Annotated in this window: 24 protein-coding genes; 12 read left to right on the plus strand and 12 right to left on the minus strand. The window is 67.4% G+C overall.

Annotated features, from left to right (window positions below; genetic code table 11):
• The first annotated feature begins 21 nt into the window (after positions 1–21).
• The 10 genes from QZM15_RS24815 (at position 22) to QZM15_RS24860 (ending at position 8,211) form a co-directional block, all read left to right on the plus strand.
• Positions 22–690, plus strand: coding sequence for a chromate transporter (locus QZM15_RS24815; protein WP_302107447.1), 669 nt, complete (start codon positions 22–24; stop codon positions 688–690).
• A complete protein-coding gene (locus QZM15_RS24820) occupies positions 687–1,214 on the plus strand; it encodes a chromate transporter (RefSeq protein WP_059583880.1) in 528 nt (175 codons plus the stop codon). Before QZM15_RS24815 ends, QZM15_RS24820 begins: the two co-directional genes overlap by 4 nt.
• A 191-nt stretch (positions 1,215–1,405) precedes the next feature.
• Complete coding sequence (locus QZM15_RS24825; protein WP_060010296.1) at positions 1,406–2,152, plus strand: YoaK family protein; 747 nt, start codon at positions 1,406–1,408, stop codon at positions 2,150–2,152.
• Between the two features lie 394 nt (positions 2,153–2,546).
• Positions 2,547–3,668 carry a porin gene (locus QZM15_RS24830; protein ID WP_060312162.1) on the plus strand — a complete coding sequence of 374 codons (1,122 nt, stop codon included), beginning with the start codon at positions 2,547–2,549 and terminating at the stop codon, positions 3,666–3,668.
• 374 nt (positions 3,669–4,042) lie between these two features.
• Positions 4,043–4,267 (plus strand): hypothetical protein, encoded by a 225-nt coding sequence (locus QZM15_RS24835; RefSeq protein ID WP_059584024.1) that lies wholly within the window; start codon positions 4,043–4,045, stop codon positions 4,265–4,267.
• A gap of 234 nt (positions 4,268–4,501) precedes the next feature.
• A complete protein-coding gene (gor, locus tag QZM15_RS24840; RefSeq protein ID WP_059583875.1) occupies positions 4,502–5,857 on the plus strand; it encodes a glutathione-disulfide reductase in 1,356 nt (451 codons plus the stop codon).
• 3 nt (positions 5,858–5,860) lie between these two features.
• Positions 5,861–6,208: a hypothetical protein gene (locus QZM15_RS24845; protein ID WP_302107448.1), complete on the plus strand. Its 348-nt coding sequence runs from the start codon at positions 5,861–5,863 to the stop codon at positions 6,206–6,208.
• A 127-nt stretch (positions 6,209–6,335) separates the two neighbouring features.
• The gene (locus tag QZM15_RS24850) at positions 6,336–7,007 is read left to right on the plus strand and encodes a CsgG/HfaB family protein (RefSeq protein WP_185716591.1); all 672 of its coding nucleotides are present in this window, start codon (positions 6,336–6,338) and stop codon (positions 7,005–7,007) included.
• An 80-nt stretch (positions 7,008–7,087) separates the two neighbouring features.
• Positions 7,088–7,531 (plus strand): DUF4810 domain-containing protein, encoded by a 444-nt coding sequence (locus QZM15_RS24855; protein WP_059583873.1) that lies wholly within the window; start codon positions 7,088–7,090, stop codon positions 7,529–7,531.
• Positions 7,532–7,545: 14 nt separating this feature from the next.
• Positions 7,546–8,211, plus strand: a complete 666-nt coding sequence (locus tag QZM15_RS24860; protein WP_059583871.1) for a DUF799 domain-containing protein — start codon at positions 7,546–7,548, stop codon at positions 8,209–8,211.
• 249 nt (positions 8,212–8,460) lie between these two features.
• Here the strand turns inward: QZM15_RS24860 and QZM15_RS24865 are convergent, their stop codons facing one another.
• The 11 genes from QZM15_RS24865 to QZM15_RS24915 all read right to left on the minus strand — a co-directional run bounded on the left by QZM15_RS24865 (position 8,461) and on the right by QZM15_RS24915 (position 21,329).
• Positions 8,461–9,762 carry an FAD-binding oxidoreductase gene (locus QZM15_RS24865; RefSeq protein ID WP_302107449.1) on the minus strand — a complete coding sequence of 434 codons (1,302 nt, stop codon included), beginning with the start codon at positions 9,760–9,762 and terminating at the stop codon, positions 8,461–8,463.
• 25 nt (positions 9,763–9,787) lie between these two features.
• Positions 9,788–11,092 (minus strand): FAD-binding oxidoreductase, encoded by a 1,305-nt coding sequence (locus QZM15_RS24870; protein WP_302107450.1) that lies wholly within the window; start codon positions 11,090–11,092, stop codon positions 9,788–9,790.
• A gap of 98 nt (positions 11,093–11,190) precedes the next feature.
• Positions 11,191–12,780, minus strand: coding sequence for a DUF3138 family protein (locus tag QZM15_RS24875; protein ID WP_089465218.1), 1,590 nt, complete (start codon positions 12,778–12,780; stop codon positions 11,191–11,193).
• A 116-nt stretch (positions 12,781–12,896) separates the two neighbouring features.
• Positions 12,897–13,736, minus strand: a complete 840-nt coding sequence (locus tag QZM15_RS24880; RefSeq protein WP_059583866.1) for an ABC transporter permease subunit — start codon at positions 13,734–13,736, stop codon at positions 12,897–12,899.
• Entirely contained in the window at positions 13,733–14,719 is a 987-nt protein-coding gene (locus QZM15_RS24885) for an ABC transporter permease subunit (RefSeq protein ID WP_124864467.1), read from the minus strand. The genes QZM15_RS24880 and QZM15_RS24885 overlap by 4 nt, the downstream gene beginning before the upstream one ends.
• A 10-nt stretch (positions 14,720–14,729) precedes the next feature.
• Positions 14,730–15,884: an ABC transporter ATP-binding protein gene (gene potA, locus QZM15_RS24890; RefSeq protein WP_011546395.1), complete on the minus strand. Its 1,155-nt coding sequence runs from the start codon at positions 15,882–15,884 to the stop codon at positions 14,730–14,732.
• Positions 15,885–16,070: 186 nt separating this feature from the next.
• Complete coding sequence (locus QZM15_RS24895) at positions 16,071–17,186, minus strand: polyamine ABC transporter substrate-binding protein (protein ID WP_059583859.1); 1,116 nt, start codon at positions 17,184–17,186, stop codon at positions 16,071–16,073.
• 62 nt (positions 17,187–17,248) lie between these two features.
• A complete protein-coding gene (locus tag QZM15_RS24900; protein ID WP_302107451.1) occupies positions 17,249–18,670 on the minus strand; it encodes an aspartate aminotransferase family protein in 1,422 nt (473 codons plus the stop codon).
• Positions 18,671–18,704: 34 nt separating this feature from the next.
• Positions 18,705–20,042 (minus strand): glutamine synthetase family protein, encoded by a 1,338-nt coding sequence (locus QZM15_RS24905; protein ID WP_059576368.1) that lies wholly within the window; start codon positions 20,040–20,042, stop codon positions 18,705–18,707.
• 28 nt (positions 20,043–20,070) lie between these two features.
• Positions 20,071–20,856: a gamma-glutamyl-gamma-aminobutyrate hydrolase family protein gene (locus tag QZM15_RS24910; protein ID WP_060966558.1), complete on the minus strand. Its 786-nt coding sequence runs from the start codon at positions 20,854–20,856 to the stop codon at positions 20,071–20,073.
• Positions 20,857–21,146: 290 nt separating this feature from the next.
• Complete coding sequence (locus QZM15_RS24915; protein WP_059576381.1) at positions 21,147–21,329, minus strand: hypothetical protein; 183 nt, start codon at positions 21,327–21,329, stop codon at positions 21,147–21,149.
• 434 nt (positions 21,330–21,763) lie between these two features.
• Here QZM15_RS24915 and QZM15_RS24920 point away from each other — a divergent pair, with 434 nt between their 5' ends.
• The gene (locus QZM15_RS24920; protein WP_059641368.1) at positions 21,764–22,315 is read left to right on the plus strand and encodes a cupin domain-containing protein; all 552 of its coding nucleotides are present in this window, start codon (positions 21,764–21,766) and stop codon (positions 22,313–22,315) included.
• An 88-nt stretch (positions 22,316–22,403) separates the two neighbouring features.
• On the plus strand, positions 22,404–23,894 hold the full coding sequence (locus tag QZM15_RS24925) for an aldehyde dehydrogenase (protein WP_059641229.1): 1,491 nt from the start codon (positions 22,404–22,406) through the stop codon (positions 23,892–23,894).
• A 58-nt stretch (positions 23,895–23,952) separates the two neighbouring features.
• Here the strand turns inward: QZM15_RS24925 and QZM15_RS24930 are convergent, their stop codons facing one another.
• The gene (locus tag QZM15_RS24930) at positions 23,953–24,153 is read right to left on the minus strand and encodes a heavy-metal-associated domain-containing protein (protein ID WP_059576472.1); all 201 of its coding nucleotides are present in this window, start codon (positions 24,151–24,153) and stop codon (positions 23,953–23,955) included.
• Between the last annotated feature and the right edge of the window lie 232 nt (positions 24,154–24,385).

Raw genomic sequence — 24,385 nt, forward strand, 5'->3', positions numbered from 1 at the left:
CACCGCTTGATGAGGAGCCCCATGCAATCCGCCTTCCCGCCGGCCTCGCCGCCGCCTGCCGCGTCCCCCCGCAGCGTCGGTCTCGCCGAGTTGTTCACCGGTTTCCTGTCGCTCGGCCTGATGTCGTTCGGCGGCGCGTTGCCGTTCGCGCGGCGCACGATCGTCGACGAGCGCAAGTGGCTCTCCGCCGACGAATTCACCGATCTGCTCGGCCTCTGCCAGTTCCTGCCGGGCGGCAACGTGATCAACCTGTCGGTCGCCGTCGGCATGCGCTTTCGCGGCGTGGCCGGCGCGTTCGCCGGCATTCTCGGGCTGATCGCCGGCCCGACGCTCGTCGTCGTCGCGCTCGGCGTGCTGTACGCGAAGACGCAGAACGATCCGCGCGTGCAGCACCTATTCGCGGGACTCGCGGCCGCGGCGGCCGGCCTGCTCGTCGCGATGGCCGTGAAGGTCGCGAAGCCGCTGCTTCAGGCGCCGCGCGCGGCGGCCGCGATCGCGGTGCTCGCGTTCGTGGCGATCGCGGTGCTGCGCATGCCGCTCCTGACCACGATGCTGGTGCTGACGCCCGTCAGCATCTGGCTCGCGTCGCGCCGCCGCGCGGCCGGCACGCCGCGGCCGGCGCCGGCTGCCGAGCGGGGCACGCACGATTCGCACGATTCGCCCCACGGGCAACAGGAGCGCCGGCCATGAGCGACACGCTGATCGCCATCGCGACGATCTTCAGCCAGTTGTCGCTGCTCGCGTTCGGCGGCGGCAACACGATCCTGCCGGAGATGCAGCGGCAGGTCGTCGACGTGCATCACTGGATGAGCGCGCACGAGTTCACCGCACTGTTCGCGCTGGCCCAGGCGGCGCCGGGGCCGAACATGATGATCGTGTCGCTGGTCGGCTGGCACGTGGCCGGCTGGGCCGGGCTGCTGGTCGCGTCGCTCGCGAAGTTCGGGCCGTCGTCGATCGTCACCGTGCTCGCGCTGCATGCGTGGGAGCGCTTTCGCGACCGGCCGTGGCGCCGCTACGTGCAGCAGGGGATGATGCCGGTGACGGTCGGGCTCGTCGCGGCAAGCGCGGTGCTGATTTCCGATGCGTCGAACCGCACCGCGATCCAGTGGGGCATCACGGCCGCATGCGCGGTGCTGGCGTGGCGCACGCGCATTCATCCGCTGTGGCTGCTCGCGGGCGGCGCGTTGATCGGGCTCACGGGCATCGGGCAGTGACTGGCGTGTCGCATGTCGCCGGCCGTTGCGCGCGACGGTTCAGCGGCTAGTGCGACGCGCGGCGCCCGGTGGCGCACGTTATATTGGCGCACGGCAGGCGGCGAAGCTCGGTCGCGCAGTGCCGGCGGCGCGCCGCGCCTGCCGGCACGACCGACATTCGCGCCGCCCGCCGCGCACACCACGGAGGATCGATGGATCTCGACGGCGCCAGCCGCAATCTCACTGTCGCCGCATTGCTGACGCTGTCCGGCGGCTATCTCGACGCGTACACCTACGTCGGCCACGGCCACGTGTTCGCGAACACGATGACCGGCAACGTCGCGCTGCTCGGCATCAACCTGTCGGCCGGCGAATGGGCCGCCGCGCTGCACCACGTGCCCCCGCTCGGCGGCTTCGTGCTCGCGGTCTTCGTCGCGCATCTGTTCGGCCTCGCCGCGCGGCGCGGCTGGATGCGTCATACGGCGTTCGTGAGCCTTATCGTCGAGATCGCGTTTCTCGGCGTCGCCGCGAGCGGCCTCGTCGGTGCGTCGAGCGCATGGCTGATTCCGGGCATCTCGTTCGTCGCGACGTTGCAGACGCTGTCGTTCACGCATCTCGAGGAACTGTCGTACACGTCGGTGATGACGACCGGCAACCTGCGGCGTGCCGCGCAGAAGCTGTTCGTCGGGCTGATCCCGCGCTACGACGCCGGCGCGCTGCACGACTCGGCGCTGCTCGCGACGATCAGTTTCTGTTTCCTGGCCGGCGCGGTGGTCGGCGGCCTCGTGACGCGGCTCGTGCCGGACATCGCGCTGTGGGGCGCGGTGCTGCTGCTCGTCGGCGCGTTCGCGGAGATCGTGCGGCGGGCGTGGCGGCGCGCGGGGAACGGCGGTGCGGGGAGCGAGGACGGTAACGGCGACGCGGGCACCGGCAGCGACGGGGCGACGCAAACGGCCTGACGGCAGGCGGCAGGCGGCAGGCGGCAGGCGGCGGCGGGCGGCAATCGGCAAGCAGCGGACAGCAAGCGGCAGCCAGCGCAACGATTTCGCCGGCTCTTTCGCCGCAATCCGCGTGACCGCACCGCACCATCGTCGAGCCTCGCAGTGCCGTACTCGCCCGCCGGCGCCGCCGCGCACCGTCACCTCCCGTCCACCCACCGCGCGAGCCAGGCCCCGCGCGGGAAACGTTGCTCCCGGACGACAATCGCGCGCTTGCCGCGTATTTCAATTTCTTTCAGCGTTCGCACTCGTCTTATGATTCAGCCCACATCGCGCGCGCCATGAACGTGTGCGATCGCCACCCGGCTGCGCACGCGGCCGGTCACGAATGGAGACACCTAAAAAAGGAACGCTCATGAAGCAGACCACCCGACTCGCCGCTATCGCAGGGGGCGCGGCGCTGGCCTTCGCCAGCCAGTACGCAGCAGCACAAAGCTCGGTCACGCTGTGGGGCGTCGCCGACGCCAGCATCCGTTACCTGACCAACGCCAACGCGAAGAACGACGGCCTGCTGTCGATGAGCAACGGCGCGATCACGAACAGCCGCTTCGGCATCTACGGCACGGAAGACCTCGGCGGCGGCCTGAAGGCCGTGTTCAACCTCGAGAGCGGCGTGAACCTGCAGAACGGCGCATTCGCCGACAGCGGCCGCCTGTTCAACCGCGCGGCGTACGTCGGCCTGCAGAGCCCGTACGGCACGGTGACGCTCGGCCGCCAGAAGACGCCGCTGTTCGACCTGCTGGCGGACACCTACGATCCGCTCACCGTCGGCAACTACCTCGAAAACGCGTGGCTGCCGGTCGCCCTCGGCGGCGGCCTGTATGCGGACAACCAGATCAAGTACACGGGCACGTTCGCGGGCCTGACCGCGAAGGCGATGTACTCGACCGGCACCAACTACGAATCGACCGGCGCCGGCGGCTTCTCGGGCCAGATTCCGGGCTCGCTCGGCAAGGGCAATGCATGGGGCGTGTCGCTGTCGTACGTGATGGGCCCGCTCAGCATCGCGGCCGGCGCGCAGCAGAACAGCGACAACTCGGCGCGCAAGCAGACGATCTACCACGCGAACGTCGTGTACGCGTTCAGCAAGGCGAAGATCTACGCGGGCTACCTGCGCTCGAAGGACGACACGGGTTTCGTCGACAGCCTGCTCGCGCAGCAGTCGATTCCGGTCGCGAAGGGCACGGGCCGCATCGACGACGGTCCGTTCGCCGGCGTGAGCTGGCAGGTCAGCGCGCCGCTGACGCTGACGGGCGCGTTCTACTACGACCACATGCGCAATGCGATGACCACGAACGGCACGCTCGCGAGCGGCAACCGCTACGCGATCGTCGGCATCGCCGAGTACGCGCTGAGCAAGCGCACCGAAATCTACGGCACCGTCGACTTCAACAAGACGAACGGCGCGGCGAACGTCGAGCTGCCTGGCCGCAGCAACCAGACCGGCATCGCGATCGGCCTGCGCAATATCTTCTGACGAACGTCGGAAAATGCATGCGCCGGCTTCGTCCGGCGCGCATCGAAGAGGCTCCGCGGAGCCTCTTTTTTTTCGTCGCGCGACCTTCATGCGCGCGCCCGACTATTCGGCGAACGCTCCATTGCGGCAGTCCCGCGCCGTAAGCGATCCGTCGGCAATCCAGAACATACTTTTACAGTACGCGCGCAGGCTTTCCGCTACGCTGCGTGCATCGCGCGTGGCATGCCGTCCGGCGTGCGCGTGCGTCGTTCCGATCGCGCTCCGCGAGCGCGGCCGGCCTGGTGCGTAACTTCTGTATCCGGCGATGACAAATGCGGTTCGCCGGTTTCTTTCGTGGGACGATGCGCTCACGATTTTCTTGAAAGGGGATGACGATGGGTATCCTGAATGTCGTGGGTGAAATCGCCGGCGCAGTGGCCGCCGTCGAAGGCGTGGAAAAGCTGGACCCGGATGCGGGCCTGCTGACCAAGGCGGCCGCGGCCGTCGCCGGCTTCAAGGGCGCCGAGGCGATCGAAGGCATGCTCGAGAAGAAGGACGAGCAGCCGCAGCAGGCAGACGATACGCAGGCGACGGACGGCAGCGACACGTCGCAGGCATGAGCATGGCGGCCGGTCCGGCCGCGGGCGCGCCCTTCGCGCGCCCGGGCCGGCCGGTGCCGCGCAACCGGCAGGTCGGGCATGCGGTCGATCGGTGACGCATGGCACAACCGCCAGCCGGTTTGACCGGCGAGAGGCGTCGTCTCTCGCCGTTTTTTATCGGGCGCACGTCATGCGCCGCACGAATCCCCGAATCTTGCTATCGTGCCCCCATCCGAACTGCGATGAGGGAATGCGATGGATTTCGACTACGACCTGTTCGTCATCGGCGCCGGCTCGGGCGGCGTGAGGCTCGCGCGCATGTCCGCGTCATACGGCGCACGCGTCGGCATAGCGGAAGAAGAGCAGATCGGCGGCACCTGCGTGCTGCGCGGCTGCATCCCGAAGAAGCTGCTCGTGTACGCGTCGCACTACCCGCATGAAGTCGACGATGCGAAGGGCTTCGGCTGGACTTTCGGCGCCGGCACGCTGGACTGGCGCGCGCTGATCGCCGCGAAGGATCGCGAGATCAACCGGTTGAGCGACATCTACATCAGCCTGCTGCGGCAATCCGGCGTCGACATGCACGCCGGCCGCGCGACGCTCGTCGACGCGCACACGGTCGCGGTCGGCGCGCGCACGATCCGTGCGCGCCACATCGCGATCGCGACCGGCTCGCGTCCGGTGTTGCCGCCGCGGCCCGGCATCGAACACGCGATCACGTCGCGCGAGGCGCTGTCGCTCGCGACGTGCCCCAAGCGCATCGCGGTGGTCGGCGGCGGCTATATCGCGGTCGAGTTCGCGGGCATCTTCAACGGTTTCGGCAGTCACGTCGACGTGTTCTATCGCGGCGAAAAAATCCTCCGCGGCTTCGACGACGACGTGCGCCAGTTCCTGACCGACGAGATGACGAAGCAGGGCGTCACGATTCACCCGCGCGCGGTGATCGAATCGATCGAGCGCGCGAGCGACGGCACGCTGTTCGTGCGCGTCGGCGACGCGCGGCACGGGCCGTACGATCAGGTGCTCTATGCGACGGGGCGCGTGCCGAACGTCGACGGGATCGGGCTCGAGCAGGCGGGCATCCTGCTCGATGCGCGCGGCGCGATCGCCGTCGATGCGTATTCGGCGACGTCGGTGCCGTCGGTCCACGCGATCGGCGACGTCACGTCGCGGCCGCAGCTCACGCCGGTCGCGACGCGCGACGCCGGCTTGCTCGCGCGCACGCTGTTCGGCGGCTCGCGCGTGGCGGTCGATCACGCATACGTGCCGTCGGCCGTGTTCAGCCAGCCGGAGGTCGCGACGGTCGGCCTGACCGAGGCCGATGCGCGTCACGCGCACGGCGACGTCGATATCTACCGCACGTCGTTCAAGGCGCTGCGTCACACGCTGTCGGGCCGCGACGAGCGCACGCTGATGAAGCTCGTCGTCGCGCGCGACAGCCAGCGCGTGGTCGGCGCGCACATGGTCGGCCGCGATGCGGGCGAGATCATCCAGGGCATCGCGATCGCGATTCGCGCGGGCGCGACGAAGGCGCAGTTCGACGACACGATCGGCATTCATCCGACCGCGGCCGAGGAATTCGTGACGATGCGGCAGAAGGTGGCCGACTAGGGCGTGAACACATCCTGGGACGCACCGGGCGCGCCGGCTCGCGGGGCCGCCGTGCGCGTTGCACCCATGCTCGGTCGGCGCGTCGTATATCACGCGCTGGCCGACGATTCGGAAAGCACGTCCATTCTTCTCAAGAAATACCGTCTCGATAATCAGGCTTGGTATGATCGACAAAAATCATATACGGGGCCGATCATGCGCGAACAACAGCGCAGTAACCAGAATCATCGCGTAGCGGGCGCACGTGGGGGCGCCGATTCATGCGCCGCGCGTTCGCATCTTGCCGCGACCGATCCGTTGCGCGCATTTTCTCTTCGCATGCCGCCCTCTCCGTCGCCGTCCGGGCGATGAAGTCGCGCGCGCCGAAGCACGCCCAGGCCGTTTCGATCACCGCATCAACCGCCGGCTCTTCAGTCAGCCTGTGAGCCGGCATGCCCATTCCGGGCCATTTTTCCACGCAAGGAGACCAGCAGTGAACATTCAGACACGACGCACCGTCCTCGTGGCGGCCGCGGTCGTCGCGGCGCTGTCCGGCTGCGCGACCGAATCGTCGCGCACGCTCGACGTGCCGGCCGTCAGCAGCGCGCAGAAGCCGTACGCGGGCAAGCCCGTCGCGATCGCCGTCGGCAAGTTCGACAACCGTTCGAGCTACATGCGCGGCATCTTCTCCGACGGCATCGACCGCCTCGGCGGACAGGCGAAGACGATCCTCGTCACGCGCCTGCAGCAGAGCCGCCGCTTCAACGTGCTCGATCGCGAGAACCTCGACGAGATCAAGCAGGAAGCGGGCTTCATGAAGAAGGCGCAGGCCGTGAAGGGCGCGAACTACGTCGTCACCGGCGACGTGACCGAGTTCGGCCGCAAGGACGTCGGCGATCATCAGCTGTTCGGCATTCTCGGCCGCGGCAAGACGCAGGTCGCGTACGCGAAGGTCAACCTGAACATCGTCGACACGACCACGTCGGAAGTCGTCGCATCGAGCCAGGGCGCGGGCGAGTTCAGCCTGTCGAACCGCGAGGTGATCGGCTTCGGCGGCACGGCCGGCTACGACTCGACGCTCAACGGCAAGGTGCTGGATCTCGCGATCCAGGAAGCCGTGAACCATCTGGCGGAGCAGGTCGACGCCGGCGCATTGAAGGTCGCGCAGTAAGCGTCGCAACCCGCCGCAGCGGGCGCCGGGGCCGGCGCCGCGCTCGACCGATTCAACACGACATCACAAGAGAAAAGACCATGAAACGGGGTAACTGGCTGCCGGCGACGGCCGCCGCCTTGCTGCTCGCCGGCTGCGCGAGCTCCACGCCGCCGCTCTATCAGTGGACCGGCTATCAGCCGCAGGTGTACGAATACTTCAAGGGGCAGAAGTCGCCGCAGGAGCAGATCGACGCGCTCGAAAAAGCGCTGCAGGAGATTCGCGGCAAGGGCCATACGCCGCCGCCGGGCTTCCACGCGCATCTGGGGATGCTGTACGCGAGCATCGGCAGCGAGCAGCAGGCCGAACAGGAACTGCAGGCCGAGAAACAGCTGTTTCCGGAGTCCGCGACCTACATGGACTTCCTGCTGAAGAAGAAAACCGGTGCGCCGAAGGCCGCTGACCCGAAGGCCGCCGGCCAGAAGGCGGTCGACCAGACGGTCGCCGGCCAGAAGAACGCCGATCCGACCACCGCCAAACAGTGAGCGACGCACCCGCCATGTTCAAGACACTCTCATTCAAGCTGCTGTCCGTGCTGTCGCTCGTCGCGCTGCTGAGCGCGTGCGCGCAACCGGTGAAACGGCCCGACTACACTGCGTTCAAGAAGAGCCAGCCGCGCTCGATCCTCGTGCTGCCGCCGCTCAACGAGACGTCCGACGTGGGCGCGACCTACGGGCTGCTGTCGCAGATGACGCTGCCGCTCGCCGAGTCGGGCTATTACGTCGTGCCGGTCGCCGTGATGGACGAGACGTTCAAGCAGAACGGCCTGACCAACCCGGCCGAGATCCAGGAGACGTCGCCCGCGAAGCTGCGCGAGATCTTCGGCGCGGACGCCGCGCTGTATTCGAAGGTGTCGCAGTACGGCACCGTCTACCGGGTTCTCGCGAGCGCGACGGTCGTGTCGGCATCGGCGAAGCTCGTCGACCTGCGTACCGGCGACGTGCTGTGGCAGGGCCGCGCGAGCGCGAGCAGCGACGAAGGCAACAACAACGGCGGCGGCAGCCTGATCGGCATGCTCGTGGTGGCCGCGGTCAAGCAGATCGCGAACACGCTGATGGACCAGAGCCACGACGTTGCGGCGTACACCAGCACGCGACTGCTGTCGGCCGGTCCGCCGAACGGGCTGCTGTACGGTCCGCATTCGCCGAAGTACGGCACGGACTGAGCGGCGCAGGGCGCGCGGGCGCTTCATGCGCCCGCCGTGCCGCCTGCATGCAATCCGGCCGAACGGCTGCACCATGTGCGCGCGCGGTGTGTGTTTGCCGCGTTTTCGCGCTCACGGCCGTATCGCAATGCAGTGCCGCGCAATCACATGCAATCCGGCCGAACGGCTGCACCATGTGCGCGCGCGGTGTGTGTTTGCCGCGTTTTCGCGCTCACGGCCGTATCGCAATGCAGTGCCGCGCAATCACGCTCAATGCGCGCCGAACGCATCCAGCAGCCGGTACCAGCTCATCGCGAGCACCAGTGCCGGCGTGCGCAGCGCCTCGCCGCCGGGGAAGTCGCGATGCCGGATCTTGTCGAACAGGTCGAAGCGGCTCGCCTGTCCGTCGATCGCTTCGGCGATCAGCTTGCCCGCAAGCGCGGTCGTGTTCACGCCGTGCCCTGAAAATCCCTGCGCGAAGTACGTCGTCGGCGTGATGCGGCCGAAATGCGGCGCACGGTTCATCGTGATGTCGACGAAGCCGCCCCACGCATAATCGACCTTCACGTCCGCGAGCTGCGGGAACGTCTTCAGCATGTCCGCGCGCATCGCCGCGGCGAGATCGCGCGGCTCGCGCGTCGAATAGCTGACCTTGCCGCCCCACACGAGCCGCGTGTCCGGCGCCGGCCGGAAATAGTCGAGCACGAAGCGGCTGTCGCAGATCGCCGCGCGCGCGGGCATCAGCGCGCCGGCGCGCGCCTGGCCGAGCGGCTCGGTCGCGATCACGTAGGTGCCGACCGGCATGATCTTCCTCGACAGCGCGGGCGCGAGCGTGCCGACGTACGTATTGCACGCGAGCACGACGAAGCGCGCGCGCACGTTGCCGCCGCTCGTCTCGACGACGTGGCCACCGGACACGTCGCGCACCCGCGTCACGCAGCTGTCCTCGTGAATGCGCACGCCTGCTTCGGTTGCCGCCCGCGCGAGGCCGAGCGTGTAGTTCAGCGGATGGAGGTGGCCGCTGTCCGGGTCGTACAGGCCGCCGCGATAGCGTTCGGACTGCACGTAATCGCCGAGCGCGTCGGCTTCGACGAAGTGGAAGCGGTCGTAGCCGAAGCGCTGCGCGGCTTCGTCGCGCCACCGCTTCAGCGCATCGGCGTCGCGCTCGGTGTTGGCCGCGGTCAGATAGCCGGGCATCAGCGCGCAGTCGATGCCGTGCCGCGCGATGCGCGACTTCACGAGCGACAGCGTTTCGAGCCCCATGTCCCAGATGCGCTTCACGTCGCCTTCCGGCATGAATCGCGCGAACGTGTCGATGTCGCACGCGAAGCCGCCGATCAGCTGGCCGCCGTTGCGGCCGCTCGCTGCCCATCCGACCCGCGACGCTTCGAGCACGGTCACCGAATGGCCGCGCTCGGCGAGGTTGAGCGCGGCGGACAGGCCCGTGAGGCCCGCGCCGATCACGCACACGTCGGCGTCGGTCGTGCCGGCGAGCGGCGCGTGGCGGGTCGTATCGTTGGCGGTCGCCGCGTAGTACGACGCGACGTGCGGCTGGTTGGCGAATGTCTGCATGATAGGAAGCGCGGAGTGAAAGGGCTCAGAACAGCTCGCGTACGCGGTGGTACAGCATGCCGAGCTCGAGCGCAGGCTGCCGCCATGCGTCGCCGCCGGGAAAGCGCCGGTGACGCAGGCGCGCGAACAGGTCGAACGCGCGCGTGTCGCCCGCGATCGCGCCCGCGACCGCGCGCCCGGCGATGCCGGTGAGCGCGACGCCGTGCCCGCTGAAGCCCTGGACGTAGAAGAAGTTCGGATCGATCGCGCCGAAATCCGGCGCGCGGTTGCGCGTGACGTCGACGAAGCCGCCCCACGCGTGCTCGACGCGCACGTCGCCGAGCTGCGGGAACACGCCGACCATGCGCTGCCGGATCGCTTCGGCGAGCGCGGCGGGCGACGCGCCGGCCGAATTCGCGCGGCCGCCGAACAGCATCCGGTGGTCGGCCGACAGGCGGAAGTAGTCGAGGAAGAAATTGTTGTCGCACACGGCTTCGCGTCGGGCGATCAGCGCGTCGGCGCGCGTGCGGCCGAGCGGCTCGGTCGCGATGATGTACGACGCGATCGGCGCGATGCGCGCGGCGGTCGCCGCCGGCAGCACGCCGCCGGGGCCCGCGTTGCAGCACGACACGACGAAGCGGCAGCGCACCTCGCCCGACGGCGTGCGCACGACGGGCCGCGCGCCGCGCACGACGTCGAGCGCGGGCGTGTGCGCATACAGCTCGACGCCCTCGCGGCGCGCGGCATCGGCGAGCCCGAGGCAGTACTTGAGCGGATGCAGATGGCCCGATAGCGGATCGTGCACGCCGGCCAGATAGCGCGTCGATGCAATGCGCGCCTGGATCTCACCGGTATCGAGCCACGCGAGCGACGGATGGCCCCAGCGCGACGTCGCGGCGTTCATCCACGCACGCAGGTCGTCGATGCGGCGCGGCTTCGTCGCGACCGTCAGGTAGCCGCGCGTGAAGTCGCAGTCGATTCCGTAGCGCGCGATGCGCTCGGCGATCAGCGCGACGCCGTCGAGCGACAGCGACCACGCGGCGCGTGCGCCGTCGGCGCCGAGCTGCCGCTCGATCGCTTCGTCTTTCGCGAAGCCCGTGATCGCCTGGCCGCCGTTGCGGCCCGATGCGCCCCAGCCGGGCCGGTGCGCATCGATCACGGCGACGGACAGCCCGCGCGCACGACAGTCGAGCGCCGTCGACAGGCCCGCGAAGCCGGCGCCGATCACGCACACGTCGACGTCGATCGCCGCTTCGAGCGTCGGATCGTCCGCCGCGGGCCGCGCGGCGGTTGCTTCGTAGTACGAGTCGCGCGCGAGCGCATCGGCGCGGCGGGTGAAAGACTGCGTCATGAAACCGACTCCCTCGACAAGGCCGCGCGCTGCGCGCGGCCACCCAAAAAACGGCGCGGGACGCCGTGCGTGCGGCACGGCGCCCCGCGCGTGCCGCATCAGAACGAATAGATGAACTGCGTCGCGAGCAGGTCGTTGGACTTGCCGTACGACCCGTCGTTGCGCAGGAACACCTTGTTGTTCGCCCAGTCGTGCCGGTATTCGACCTTCACGGTGATCTGCTGGGTCGGATAGAACAGCAGGTCGAGCGCGACGTCCTGGCGCACCGCGCCCTTGCACTCGAAGCCCAGGCCGCCGCCGGCCTTCGACATCGCGAGGCAGTCCGCGTCGACGCCGAAACCGTTGCTCGGGTCCATCCCGTTGCCGTTCAGCGCGATACCGCCGCCCCCGCCGCCGTTCTTCGAGTTCGCGAGCAGGTCGTAGCGCAGCGTCACGCCCATGCGGCCGACCACCGGCGCGTTGAACTTGCGGTGCGCGAGCAGCGACAGCCCGTACCACTGCGCGAGCCCGCCGTTGAACGCCGCATGCTGCTGCCGGCCGTAGTCGACTTCGGCGTTGTACTGAACGTCGGCGAGCGTGTAGGTCGCGTCGAGTTCGCCGAAGAAGAACGAACCGTAGCCGCTCGGCGCCGCGCCGCCCGGGCCGTAGTGGACGTTGCCCTGATCGTCGATCGCGCTCGCCAGCGTCTGCCGCCCGATGTTGAACGAGCCGCCGATGTCGAGCGCGCTCGACCACGTGTAGTCGGCGCGCGCGGTGAAGGTCGGCACCTTGTTGCTGGTGGTGATCGGATCGCCGAGCGCGTTGGTGCCCGTCTGCGTGACCGAACCGTACGTGCGGTACTGCTCGTTGCCGAGGAAGAACTTCCACGCCCAGGCGCCCTTCGTGTAGTTCGCGCCGACACCGACGTAGCTGCCCGGATCGGAGAAATCGTACAGCAGGTTGTGCGTGAGCGTGAGCATCTGGTTCGACTGCTGCACCTCGTAGCCGCCGAAGCTCGGGATCAGGCCGGCCACCAGCGTGGTCGACGCGGTGATCGGCACGTTGACGACCGCCGTGTTCAGCAGGTTGTCGGTGATCGAGCCGCGCGAGTTCTGCAGCAGCGTGATGCCGTTGCCGCGGTTCGGCATCAGCGTGATCTCGGCCGACGGCGCCATCGGGCCGACGCCGAACGTCTTCTTGATGTCGAGGTAAAGATCGCCGAACGTGCTGTTGAAATAGTTGTACGCGTTCTCGTGGTTCGCGAACAGGAACGACGACGTGCCGGCCGCGCGGTTGTAGACGTAGGTCGGATCGATGTAGCCGGTGACCGACAGGCCGGCGAGCGGGCCCGTGTTGGCCGCGTCGGTCAGCGAGTCGACCTTCAACTGCTGGTTCGCGATCTGCTGCTTCATTTCGCTGACCTCGTCGTTGGTCAGCATGGCGCGCGCGCGGCCGTAATCCGGCGAGCCCGGATCGGCCGCGACCGCGACGGCGCTGCCGCCGCCGGCCATGCCGCCGCTCGCGCCGGACGCCGCGACGGCCGCCGCGCCGCCCGGCTTCGCGGCGAGCTGCGCCTGCATCGCCTTCATCTGTTTCTGCAGCGCCGCGACCTGCGCCTGCAGCGCCTTGATTTCGGCGGATGTCGAACCGGCCAGCGCGACGCCCGGCAACGCGCCGGCCACCAGCAGGCAGATCAGTTTCTTCTTCATTGCGGATTCTCCTAGTCGTGCGCCTGTCAAATCGGGATCGAATCGCGCGCCCCCCCTGGGGCAGCGCGTGTTGCTTGTCTGCAGTGCTTGTTGTCGTCGAAGCGGGCGGCGGGCCGTCAGGCCGCCGCGAACGCCGCCTTCAAGTCGGCCATCCGGCGCCGCTCGCGCGCGATCATCATCCGGTTCACGACGATCACGCCGATCGTCACGGCCGTGATGAACAGCGTCGCCAGCGCATTCATCTCGGGGTTCAAGCCCAGCCGCACGCGCGAGAACACCACCAGCGGCAGCGTCGTCGAGCCGGGCCCGGACAGGAACGCCGACAGCACCAGATCGTCGATCGACAGCGTGAACGACAGCAGCCACCCCGACAGCAGCGCCTGCGAGATCAGCGGCAGCGTCACCACGAAGAACACCTTCAGCGGCGTCGCACCCAGGTCGAGCGCGGCCTCCTCGAGCGACTTGTTCATCTCCTTCACGCGCGACTGCACGATGATCGCCACGTACGACACGCACAACATCACGTGGCCGATCCAGATCGTCACCATCCCGCGCCCCTTCGGCCAGCCGAACATCTGCTCGAGCGCGACGAACAGCAACAGCAGCGAGATCCCCTGGATCACCTCCGGAATCACCAGTGGCGCGTTGATCATCCCCGTGTACAGCGTGAAGCCCTTGAAACGGCCGAAGCGCGCGAGCACGAAGCCCGCCCACGTGCCGATCACGACCGACGCGGTGGCTGTCAGGAGACCGATCTTCAGCGACAGCCACGCGGAGTTGAGCAGCTCGTCGTCGTCCAGCAGCGCCGCGTACCATTTCAGCGAGAAGCCCGACCACACCGTCACCAGCTTCGATTCGTTGAACGAGTACACGACGAGGCTGATGATCGGGATGTACAGGAACAGGAAGCCGAAGGCGAGCACGCCCGTCGACAGCGGTTTGTTCGGCTTGATCATTTCGCGTCTCCCAGTTCCTTGACCTGGTAGTACTGGAACAGCGCCATCGGCACCAGCAACAGCAGCACCATCGCGACCGTCACCGCGGACGCCATCGGCCAGTCCATGTTGTTGAAGAATTCATCCCACATCACGCGGCCGATCATCAGCGTGTCGGCGCCGCCGAGCAGCTCCGGGATCACGTACTCGCCCACCGCCGGGATGAACACCAGCAGGCTGCCGGCGATGATCCCGTTCTTCGACAGCGGCAGCGTGATGCGCGTGAACGCGACCCACGGCTTCGCACCGAGGTCGTACGCGGCCTCGAGCAGCGTCAGGTCCATCTTCACGAGGTGCGCGTAGAGCGGCATCACCATGAACGGCAGGTACGAATAGACCATCCCGATGTAGACGCCCGCATCGGTGTGATAGAGCCGCAGCGGCGTGTGGATGATGCCGAGCGCGATCAGCGTGTGGTTGAGCAGGCCGTCGTCCTTCAGGATGCCGATCCATGCGTACACGCGGATCAGGAACGACGTCCAGAACGGCAGCATCACGGCCATCATCAGCACGTTGCGGCGGTTCGGCTCCGAGCGCGCGATGTAGTACGCCATCGGGTAACCGATCAGCAGGCACAGCACCGTCGACACGGCGGCCATCTTCAGCGAGCTGAGGTAGGTCGCGATGTACAGGTCGTCCTGCAGCAGGAACGCGTAGTGCGACAGTTGCAGCGCGAAGTGCACGACGCCGTCCTTGATCTCGACGAGCGACGTGTACGGCGGGATGCCCATCACCTGGTCGGCGAAGCTGATCTTCAGCACCAGCACGAACGGCAGCGCGAAGAACACGGCCAGCCACAGGAACGGCACGCCGATCGCGACGGTGCGGCCCGACGGCAGCAAGCGCGACAGCGGGGCGAAGCGGCCCGGGCGGGCGCGGCCCGCGCCGGTGCGCGCGGCGCCGGTCGACACCGGCGCGGAAGGCGTGGAAGCGGAGGTTCTCATCGTGGCGTCCTCACTGCGTCAGCACGACGCCGCTGGCCGGCGACCACGACACGAACACGTCGTCGTTCCACGCCGGCGCGCCGTCGTTCATCAGGTGCGAGCTCGACAGGTTCGACACCACCGTCTTGCCGCTCGGCAGACGCACGTGATACAGCGAATAGCTGCCCATGTACGCGATGTCGGTGACGACGCCGCGCGCCCAGTTGTGCTTCGAGCCCGGCTTCTCGCGCGACACGTGGATGCGCTCCGGACGCACCGAGATGCCGACCGGCATCCCGAGCGGGCCGGTCACGCCGTGGCTCACGTACATGCGGGTTTCGAGGTCGTCGCTCTCGACGAAGATGTGATCGGGCTCGTCCTCGACCACGCGCCCCTCGAACAGGTTCGTCGAGCCGATGAATTCGGCCGAGAAGCGGCTGTTCGGGTATTCGTAGACTTCGCCGGGCGAACCGATCTGCACGATCTTGCCTTCGCTCATCACCGCGAGGCGGCTCGCCATCGTCATCGCTTCTTCCTGATCGTGCGTGACCATCACGCAGGTCACGTCGACCTTCTCGATGATGTTCACGAGTTCGAGCTGGGTCTTCTGGCGGATCTTCTTGTCGAGCGCGGACATCGGCTCGTCGAGCAGCAGGAGCTTCGGGCGCTTGACCAGCGAACGCGCGAGCGCGACGCGCTGCTGCTGGCCGCCCGACAGCTGATGCGGCTTGCGCTTCGCATACTTGCTCATCTGCACGAGCGCGAGCGCGTCGGCCACGCGCTCCTTGATCTCGTTTTTCGGCGTCCCTTCCTGCTTCAGGCCGAACGCGACGTTCGATTCGACCGTCATGTGCGGGAACAGCGCGTACGACTGGAACATCATGTTGACCGGGCGGCGGTACGGCGGCAGCGACGCGAGGTCCTCGCCGTCGACGAAGATCTTGCCGGAGGTGGCCGTTTCCAGCCCGGCGAGCATGCGCAGCAGCGTGGACTTGCCGCAGCCCGAGCTGCCGAGCAGCGCGAACAGCTCGTTCTTCGCGATCGTCAGGTTCACGTTGTCGACGGCCGTGCTGTCGCCGAATTTCTTCACGACGTTTTCGATGCGCACGAATGCATCGTTCTGCGTACGGGGCGCGGCGGCCGGTTGGGTCTGGCGTGCGGCAGCGGAAGAGGGTATCGATTGCATGGGAGTCACCATTCGTTCTTCACGGATTGCAGGCGTGAGCGTCCCCGCGCGAGGCGCGCAACGCGACTCGCGAGCAACGGCTCGTGCCGGATGGAACAGCGCGCGTGGCGCGCGGGCGGACGGACGTCCGCGGATCTCAGGCGGGCAGGCGTACCGCGATGCCTGCGCCGCCGCGATGCATGGCGGTCAGTGGCCCGTCTTCAACTGCGCCCACAGACGGTTCTCGAGGCGCAGGATGTCGGCCGGCATCGGCTTCATCAGCACCATCTTCTTCAGCACGTCTTCGGGCGGGTAGACGGTCGGGTCCTGCGCGACGGCCGGCGTGACGAACGGGTGCGCGGCCTTGTTCGCGGTCGGGTAGAACACCGTGTTGGTGATCGCCGCGTTGACCTTCGGGTCGGAAATGTAGTTGATCCACTTCATCGCGGCTTCCGGGTGCGGCGCGTCCTTCGGGACCACCATCACGTCGAACCACAGCAGGCCGCCTTCCTTCGGGTTCGCGAACTTGATGTCGTACGAGCGCTTCGCCTCGGCCGAGCGGCGGTGCGCGATGCCGACGTCGCCCGACCAGCCGAGCACGACGCACACGTCGTTGTTCGCGAGGTCGTTGATGTAGCCGGACGAATTGAACTGGGTGATGTACGGGCGGACTTTCTTCAGGACCTCGAACGCAGCCTGGTAATCGGCCGGGTTCTTGCTGTTCGGATCCTTGCCCATGTACTGCAGCGTGGCGGCGAACACGTCCACGGCCTGGTCGAGGAACGACACGCCGCAGCTCTTCAGCTTTTCCATGTTGGCCGGGTCGAACACCAGCGCCCAGCTGTCGACCGGCGCCTTGTCGCCGAGCGCCTTCTTCACCGCCTGCGCGTTGTAGCCGATGCCGTCCGTGCCGTACGCCCACGGCACGCCGTACTGGTTGCCGGGGTCGGCGTCGGCGATCATCTTCATCAGCAGCGGGTCGAGATTCGCGAGGTTCGGGATCTTCGACTTGTCGAGCTTCTGGTACACGCCGGCCTGGATCTGCTTGGCCATGTAGTTCGACGTCGGCACGACGATGTCGTAGCCCGAGCTGCCGGCCAGCAGCTTCGCCTGAAGCGTGTCGTCGCTGTCGTAGTTGTCGTACTTGACGTGGATACCCGTCTGCTTCTGGAAGTTCGGGATCGTGTCCGGCGCGATGTAGTCGGACCAGTTGTAGACGTTCAGGTCCTCGGCATGGGCCGACGGGCTGGCGACCGACGTGAACGCGGCCACTGCGGCAAGGGCCGCGATGGAACAGGCTTGGCGAAGTAAGCAGGCACGCATGGTGGAATTCCCCTGGATGATGGCGGCGTGCGGCGCCCGCCGCACGCCTGTAGGCAAAACCGTTACGAAATACCCAGTTGCTGGGCGGTGGCGTCGACGGCCTTCTTCGCCTTCGACACGAGCTCGTCGATTTCCTGGCGCGAGATCACGAGCGGCGGCGACAGCAGCATCCGGTCGCCGGTCGCGCGCATGATCAGGTTGCCGTTGAAGCAGAAGTCGCGGCAGATCGTGCCGACGTCGCCGCCGTTCGCGAAGCGGCGGCGTTCGGCCGGCGCTTCGGCCAGTTGCAGGCTCGCGACCATCCCGTGGCCGTGCACTTCGCCGACGATCGGATGACGTGCGAAGGTTTCGCGCATCAGCGCCTGGAAGTAGGGGCCCGTGTCGGTCTTCACGCGCTCGACGATCCCTTCGTCGCGCAGCAGCTTCAGGTTCGCGACCGCGACGGCCGCCGCCACCGGGTGGCCCGAATACGTGAGGCCGTGGTTGAATTCGCCGTTGTCGATGATCGGGCGCGCGACGCGCTCGTGGATGCCCACCGCGCCCATCGGTACGTAGCCCGACGTCAGGCCCTTCGCCATCGTGATCAGGTCCGGCTCGAAGCCGAAGTGCTGATGCGCGAACCATTCGCCGGTGCGCCCGAACCCGCCGATCACCTCGTCGGCCACCAGCAGGATGTCGTACTTGCGGCAGATCCGCTGGATTTCCGGCCAGTACGTCGACGGCGGGAAGATCACGCCGCCCGCGCCCTGGAACGGCTCGCCGATGAACGCGGCGACGTTCTCCGCGCCGAGTTCGAGGATCTTCGCCTCGAGCTGCCGCGCGCGCGCGAGGCCGAACGCTTCGGGCGTCTCGCCTGCTTGCGCTTCGCCGAAGAAATACGGCTGGTCGATATGCACGATGTGCTCGACCTTCGACGGCATCTGCTCGTGCATGTAGCCCATCCCGCCGAGCGTGCCGCCCGCGATCGTCGAGCCGTGATAGCCGTTCCTGCGCGAGATCACGTATTTCTTCTGCGGCTTGCCCTGCACGCGCCAGTACTGGTGCACGAGGCGCAGCACGGTGTCGTTGCCTTCCGAGCCGCTGTTGCAGTAGAAGAAGTGGTTGAAGCCGGCCGGTGTCACTTCCGCGAGCATCGCGGAAAGCTCGATCACCGGCGGGTGCGTGGTCTTGAAGAACGTGTTGTAGAACGGCAGTTCCTGGATCTGGCGATACGCGGCGTCGGCGAGCTCCTTGCGGCCGTAGCCGACGTTCACGCACCAGAGGCCGGCCATCCCGTCGATGATCTTGTTGCCGTCCGAGTCCCACAGGTAGACGCCGTCGGCCTTCACGATCACGCGGCTGCCGGCGCGGTTGAGCGCGCCCATGTCCGAGAACGGGTGGATGTGGTGCGCGGCGTCGAGCGCGCGATATTCGGCGGTCGAGCGCGCCTGCGTCGCGCGCGGCGCGGCCGGCTGGATCCAGGCAGATTCGTTGCGGTAAGTCATGTTTCCTCCGTGATTCCGTATGCGGTTGGCACGCTTACACGTGCAGCAGCAGATGGCGGCGTTCCCACGAGCTGATCACGCGGAAGAACGCTTCGTATTCGGTTTCCTTCAGCGCGAAATACGCCTTCAGGAACTTGGGCCCGAGGATCTCGCCGAGCGGCTCGCACGCGGCCATCAGCGTCAGCCCTTCCTCGAGGTTGCGCGGCAACTGGTACGGCAGGCTGTAGCCGTCGCTCACCAGCGGCTCGGTCGGCTCCAGGCGCTGCGTCATGCCGAGGTAGCCGGCCGCGAGCGTCGCGGCGAGCGCGAGGTACGGGTTGCAGTCCACGCCCGGGATGCGGTTTTCGATGCGGCGCGCGGCCGGGCCCGAATGCGGAATGCGGAACCCCACCGTGCGGTTGTCGTAGCCCCACTGCACGTTGATCGGCGCGGCCATGAAGCGCGACAGGCGGCGGTACGAGTTGATGTACGGCGCGAAGATCGGCATCAGCGCCGGCGTGTACTTCTGCAGCCCCGCGAGGTAGTTGTAGAACATCGACGTCGCGCCGCCCGTTTCCTGCGACGTGAACAGGTTCTGGCCCGTTTCCTCGTCGACGATGCTCTGGTGCACGTGCATCGCCGAGCCCGGTTCGTCCTCCATCGGCTTGGCCATGAACGTCGCGTACATGTTGTGACGCAGCGCGGCCTCGCGCACCGTGCGCTTGAACAGGAACACCTGGTCGGCCAGCGACAGCGCGTCGCCGTGCATGAAGTTGATCTCCATCTGCGCGGCGCCGACTTCGTGGATCAGCGTGTCGATGTCGAGGTTCTGTGCTTCGCAGTACTCGTAGATGTCCTCGAACAGCGGGTCGAACTCGTTGACGGCCTCGATCGAATACGACTGGCGGCCCGTTTCCGGGCGGCCCGTGCGCCCCACCGGCGGGCGCAGCGGCAGGTCGGGGTCCTTGTTCATGTCGACCAGGTAGAACTCCAGCTCGGGTGCGACGACGGGCTTCCAGCCCTTCGCCTTGTACAGGTCGAGCACGCGGCGCAGTACGTAGCGCGGCGAGATCTCGACCGGCGAGCCGTCGAAATGCACGCAGTCGTGGATCACCTGCGCGGTCGGGTCGACGGCCCACGGGATCAGGCGGATCGTCGACGTGTCGGGCACGCACACCATGTCGGGGTCGGTCACGCCGGTGAGCGATCCGTCTTCCGGATAGTCGCCGGTGACGGTCTGCACCATCACGGCCTGCGGCAGGCGCATCGATTCGCCGGACGTGAACTTGTTGCGCGGCGTGATCTTGCCGCGCGCGATGCCGGCCATGTCGGGAATGATCGCTTCGATCTCGGTGATCCGGTGCTGCTTCAGAAAGCCTTCGATGTCTTGCATGTCTGTTCTCGTTGTCTGGTGGGCGCGCTCAGGCGAGCGCGGCGGCGGCCATGGCCCGCGCACGGGCGGCGCGGCGGGCGCGGCAGGCATCGCCGAACGCGCGGAAGATCGCGCTCGACAGCGGGTTCTGCGCGTGCCGCCATTCCGGATGCCACTGCACGGCGAGCGCGAATGCCGGCGCGTCGGCGACGCTCACGGCCTCGATCAGGCCGTCCGGTGCGACGGCCTCGATCGCGAGGCCCGCGCCGAGCCGCGCGATACCCTGCTTGTGCAGCGAGTTCACGTGCACTTCGTCGCGGCCGCCGGCGAGCGCATGCAGCTTGCCGCCGGGCGTCAGGCGCACGACGTGCGCGGGGCCGTATTGCGTGTCCAGCGGCGCGTCGTCGTCCTCGCGGTGATCGGCGAGGCCGGGCACGTCGTGCACGTGCTGGTGCAGCGTGCCGCCGAAGACGACGTTCAGCTCCTGGAAGCCGCGGCATACGGCGAGCACGGGCACGCCCGCGACGATGGCCGCACGCAGCAGCGGCAGCGTCGTCGCGTCGCGCGCCGGGTCGTGCTTCGTGCCCGGCGCACTCGGTTCGCCGCCATACAGATGCGGCTCGACGTTCGAGTAGCTGCCGGTAAACAGCAGCCCGTCGACCGCGTCGAGCACGTCGTCGGTCGACTGGCGCTCGCCGAGGGCCGGCAGCACCATCGCGAGCGCCTGCGCGCCGTCGACGATCGCGGCGACGTACTTGTCGCCGACCGTATGCGACGCGTGGGCGCCGATCTGGGTGAGGTCGGCGGTGATGCCGACGAGAGGTTTCCTTTCCATGACGTCAATCAGTAATCCGTAGGGACGTGACGTGCATCGAGCCGAATGCGGCAAAACGCGGGCGCGACACGACCCCGCAGCCGGGCGCGAGGCGCACGGCCGCTGGTGAATGGGCGCAACGGGATGGCGTGGCGATCCGCGCTGCGCGCGACGGTCAGGCCGTCGTTCGTTTCATTGCGATACGCGATGCGCGACGCGGCAACGCATGCGCGCACGCGTTCCGTCACCGCATGGACGATGCGGTTGGCGAATCGGCGGACGAAACGAACGGCGTAAAGAAAGGAGAGGCGCTACGGCAGCAGCGACGCCACTTCGTCGGTATCGACGGCGACGAATGCGCGTGCGGAAACGGCGTTGTGGCGCCGAACGGAACGACGGGACAGGATGGTGTAGATCGACAGGTGAAGCAGGCGAGGACTATGCCAGCCGCAACTGCCGTCGGAAGCGGGACCGGCGCTGCGCAAACTTCGCACATCGCCTCGATCCCACCTCACCAGAGGGCCACGGACTCTCACGATTACACTCGACTGGTTTGTTGAAAGTATTGAACACCTGATCGTTTCGACGCGCGGGGCGTTTAAAATAATCGAGGCGCCGGCCCTGCGTCATTCAACATTGACGGGCATCGATTGCTGCGTTGCGATGCCGCTTTGACGCTGACCTGAGAGCCAGCATATACGAGCCAATAACGGCGTCAAATGTTTTTTAATGGTCCTGCATCAGGGCTTTCCCGAGCAGTACGAATAAAAGATTCGTAAAGGGAATAGTCGGCGCGCCGTCCATTATTTCGAACGGCTTTCAGGGTTTTCCCCGCTGATGTGCGTCATAAAGTGATTAGAATATTCAACGGCTGTCCCATGCGTCGTTTCACTTTGCCATCGCACTTATCGTGTCCGAAACCGAACCGATGTCCACCGAAGTCGCCGAGCGCCTGCGTTTCGTGCGCAACAAGCATGGCCTGTCGCAGCGCGAACTCGCGAAACGCGCCGGCGTCACCAACGGCACGATCTCGCTGATCGAACAGGGGCGCGTGAGCCCGTCGGTCGGCTCGCTGAAGAAACTGCTCGAATGCATTCCGATGAGTCTCGCCGAGTTCTTCACGTTCGAACTCGTCGAATCGCGCGCGATCGTGTCGCGTCGCGACGAGATGCCGAACCTCGGCAACGAGTCGCTCGCGTTTCAGCTCGTCGGCGCGAACGTGAAGGACCGCAACATGTGCATCCTGCGCGAAACCTATCAGCCGCTGGCCGACACGGGCCCCGAGATGCTGGTGCACGCGGGGCACGAGGGCGGCGTCGTCGTGTCGGGCCGGCTCGAGCTGACCGTCGACGGCGCGACGTGGCTGCTCGACCCCGGAGACGGCTACTACTTCGAAAGCCGTTTGCCGCATCGTTTTCGCAATCCCAGCGCGGAACTGATCTGCGAGGTCGTCTCGGCCAATTCGCCGGCGACCTTCTGACCGCGCGTCACCGCATTCGCTGCAGGCCGGCCGCGTGCCACGCGCGCGGCGTGCCGCATCGCGAATGCCACAACATTGAGGTATCCCGATGAACAAGTTGACTTTGGCTGACTGGCAACGCAAGGCGGCGTCGCTCGAGATCGAAGGGCGCGCATTCATCGATGGCGCGCCGCGCGACGCGCACGGCGGCAGGACCTTCGACTGCGTGAGCCCGATCGACGGCCGCGTGCTGGCGAAGGTCGCCGACTGCGGCGAAGCGGACGTGAACGCCGCCGTCGCGGCCGCGCGCCGCGCGTTCGATGCGGGCGTGTGGGCCGGCCTGAACCCGCGCGAGCGCAAGGCCGTGCTGCTGCGCTGGGCCGCGCTGATGCGCGCGCATCTCGACGAGCTGTCGCTGCTCGAGACGCTCGACGCGGGCAAGCCGATCGGCGACACGACGACGGTCGACGTGCCGGGCGCCGCGTACTGCGTCGAATGGTTCGCCGAGGCGATCGACAAGGTCGGCGGCGAGGTCGCGCCGGCCGATCACCATCTCGTCGGCCTCGTCACGCGCGAGCCGGTCGGCGTGGTGGCCGCCGTCGTGCCGTGGAATTTCCCGATCCTGATGGCCGCATGGAAATTCGGCCCCGCGCTCGCGGCCGGCAACAGCGTCGTGCTGAAGCCGTCGGAGAAATCGCCGCTGACCGCGATCCGCGTCGCGCAGCTCGCGTTCGAGGCCGGCATGCCGGCCGGCGTGTTCAACGTGGTGCCGGGCGCGGGCGAGCCGGGCAAGCTGCTCGCGCTGCATCGCGACGTCGACTGCATCGCGTTCACGGGCTCGACGGCGGTCGGCAAGCTGATCATGCAGTACGCGGCGCAGTCGAACCTGAAGCGCGCGTGGCTGGAGCTCGGCGGCAAGTCGCCGAACATCGTGCTGCCCGACTGCCCCGATCTCGACCGCGCGGCGCAGACGGCGGCCGGCGCGATCTTCTACAACATGGGTGAGATGTGCACGGCGGGCTCCCGGCTGCTCGTGCATCGCGACATCAAGGATGCGTTCATCGAGAAGCTCGTCGCGGCCGCGCGCGCCTACGTGCCGGGCAATCCGCTCGATCCGTCGGTGTCGATGGGCGCGATCGTCGACGGCATCCAGCTCGAGCGCGTGCTCGGTTACATCGAGGCGGGGCGCGGCGAAGGCCGGCTCGTTACCGGCGGCGCACGCGTGCATGCGGAAACGGGCGGCTTCTACGTCGAGCCGACGGTGTTCGAGGTGAAGCCCGATGCGAAGATCGCGCGCGAGGAAATCTTCGGGCCCGTGCTGTCGGTGATCGTGTTCGACGACGTCGACGAGGCCGTCAGGATCGCGAACGACACCGAGTACGGGCTGGCCGCGGCCGTATGGACGTCGAACCTGACGACCGCGCACGACGTGTCGCGCCGGCTGCGCGCGGGCACGGTGTGGGTGAACTGCTATGACGAGGGCGGCGACATGAACTTCCCGTTCGGCGGCTACAAGCAGTCTGGCAACGGCCGCGACAAGTCGCTGCATGCGCTCGAGAAGTACACCGAACTGAAGTCGACGCTGATCCGGCTGCGCTGACGCATGGGTGACTGCCGGCGCCTCGCCGTTCGGCGGTGCGCCGGCGATCGCGAGCGCGTTACGCGCTGCGCAGCGCGGGATGGAAGCCGGCGGCTTCGATGATCGACCGCACGCGTTCGGCGCCTTGCGCCGACTCGACCTTGACGATCTTCGCCGCGACGTCGATGTCGAGCTTCGCGGCGGGATCGGCGGCCGTCACCGCGCGCGTGATCGCGTTGGCGCAACCGCCGCAGGTCATGTCCTGGACTTCGAATTCCATCGTGTGTTCTCCGGGTTGGTGGTTGACGAATACGTTCAGCATGAAGCTTGCCATGGTGGGAAGGTCAAGTGCGCCGCATACGGCGGTGGGCATCGCATCAGCCATTTGTAATGCTGAGGTCTGACGAATGGGCATTTGCATGCGGGCGTCAGTCCGAATCTTTCCCGATTGACGGCCGTGCATTGCCGGCAAAACCCGGCAAAGCCTTGCGCGGCAACGCGCGCGTCGCATC

Origin of the sequence: Burkholderia sp. AU44665, assembly GCF_030504405.1 — a bacterium.
GTDB lineage: Bacteria > Pseudomonadota > Gammaproteobacteria > Burkholderiales > Burkholderiaceae > Burkholderia > Burkholderia semiarida.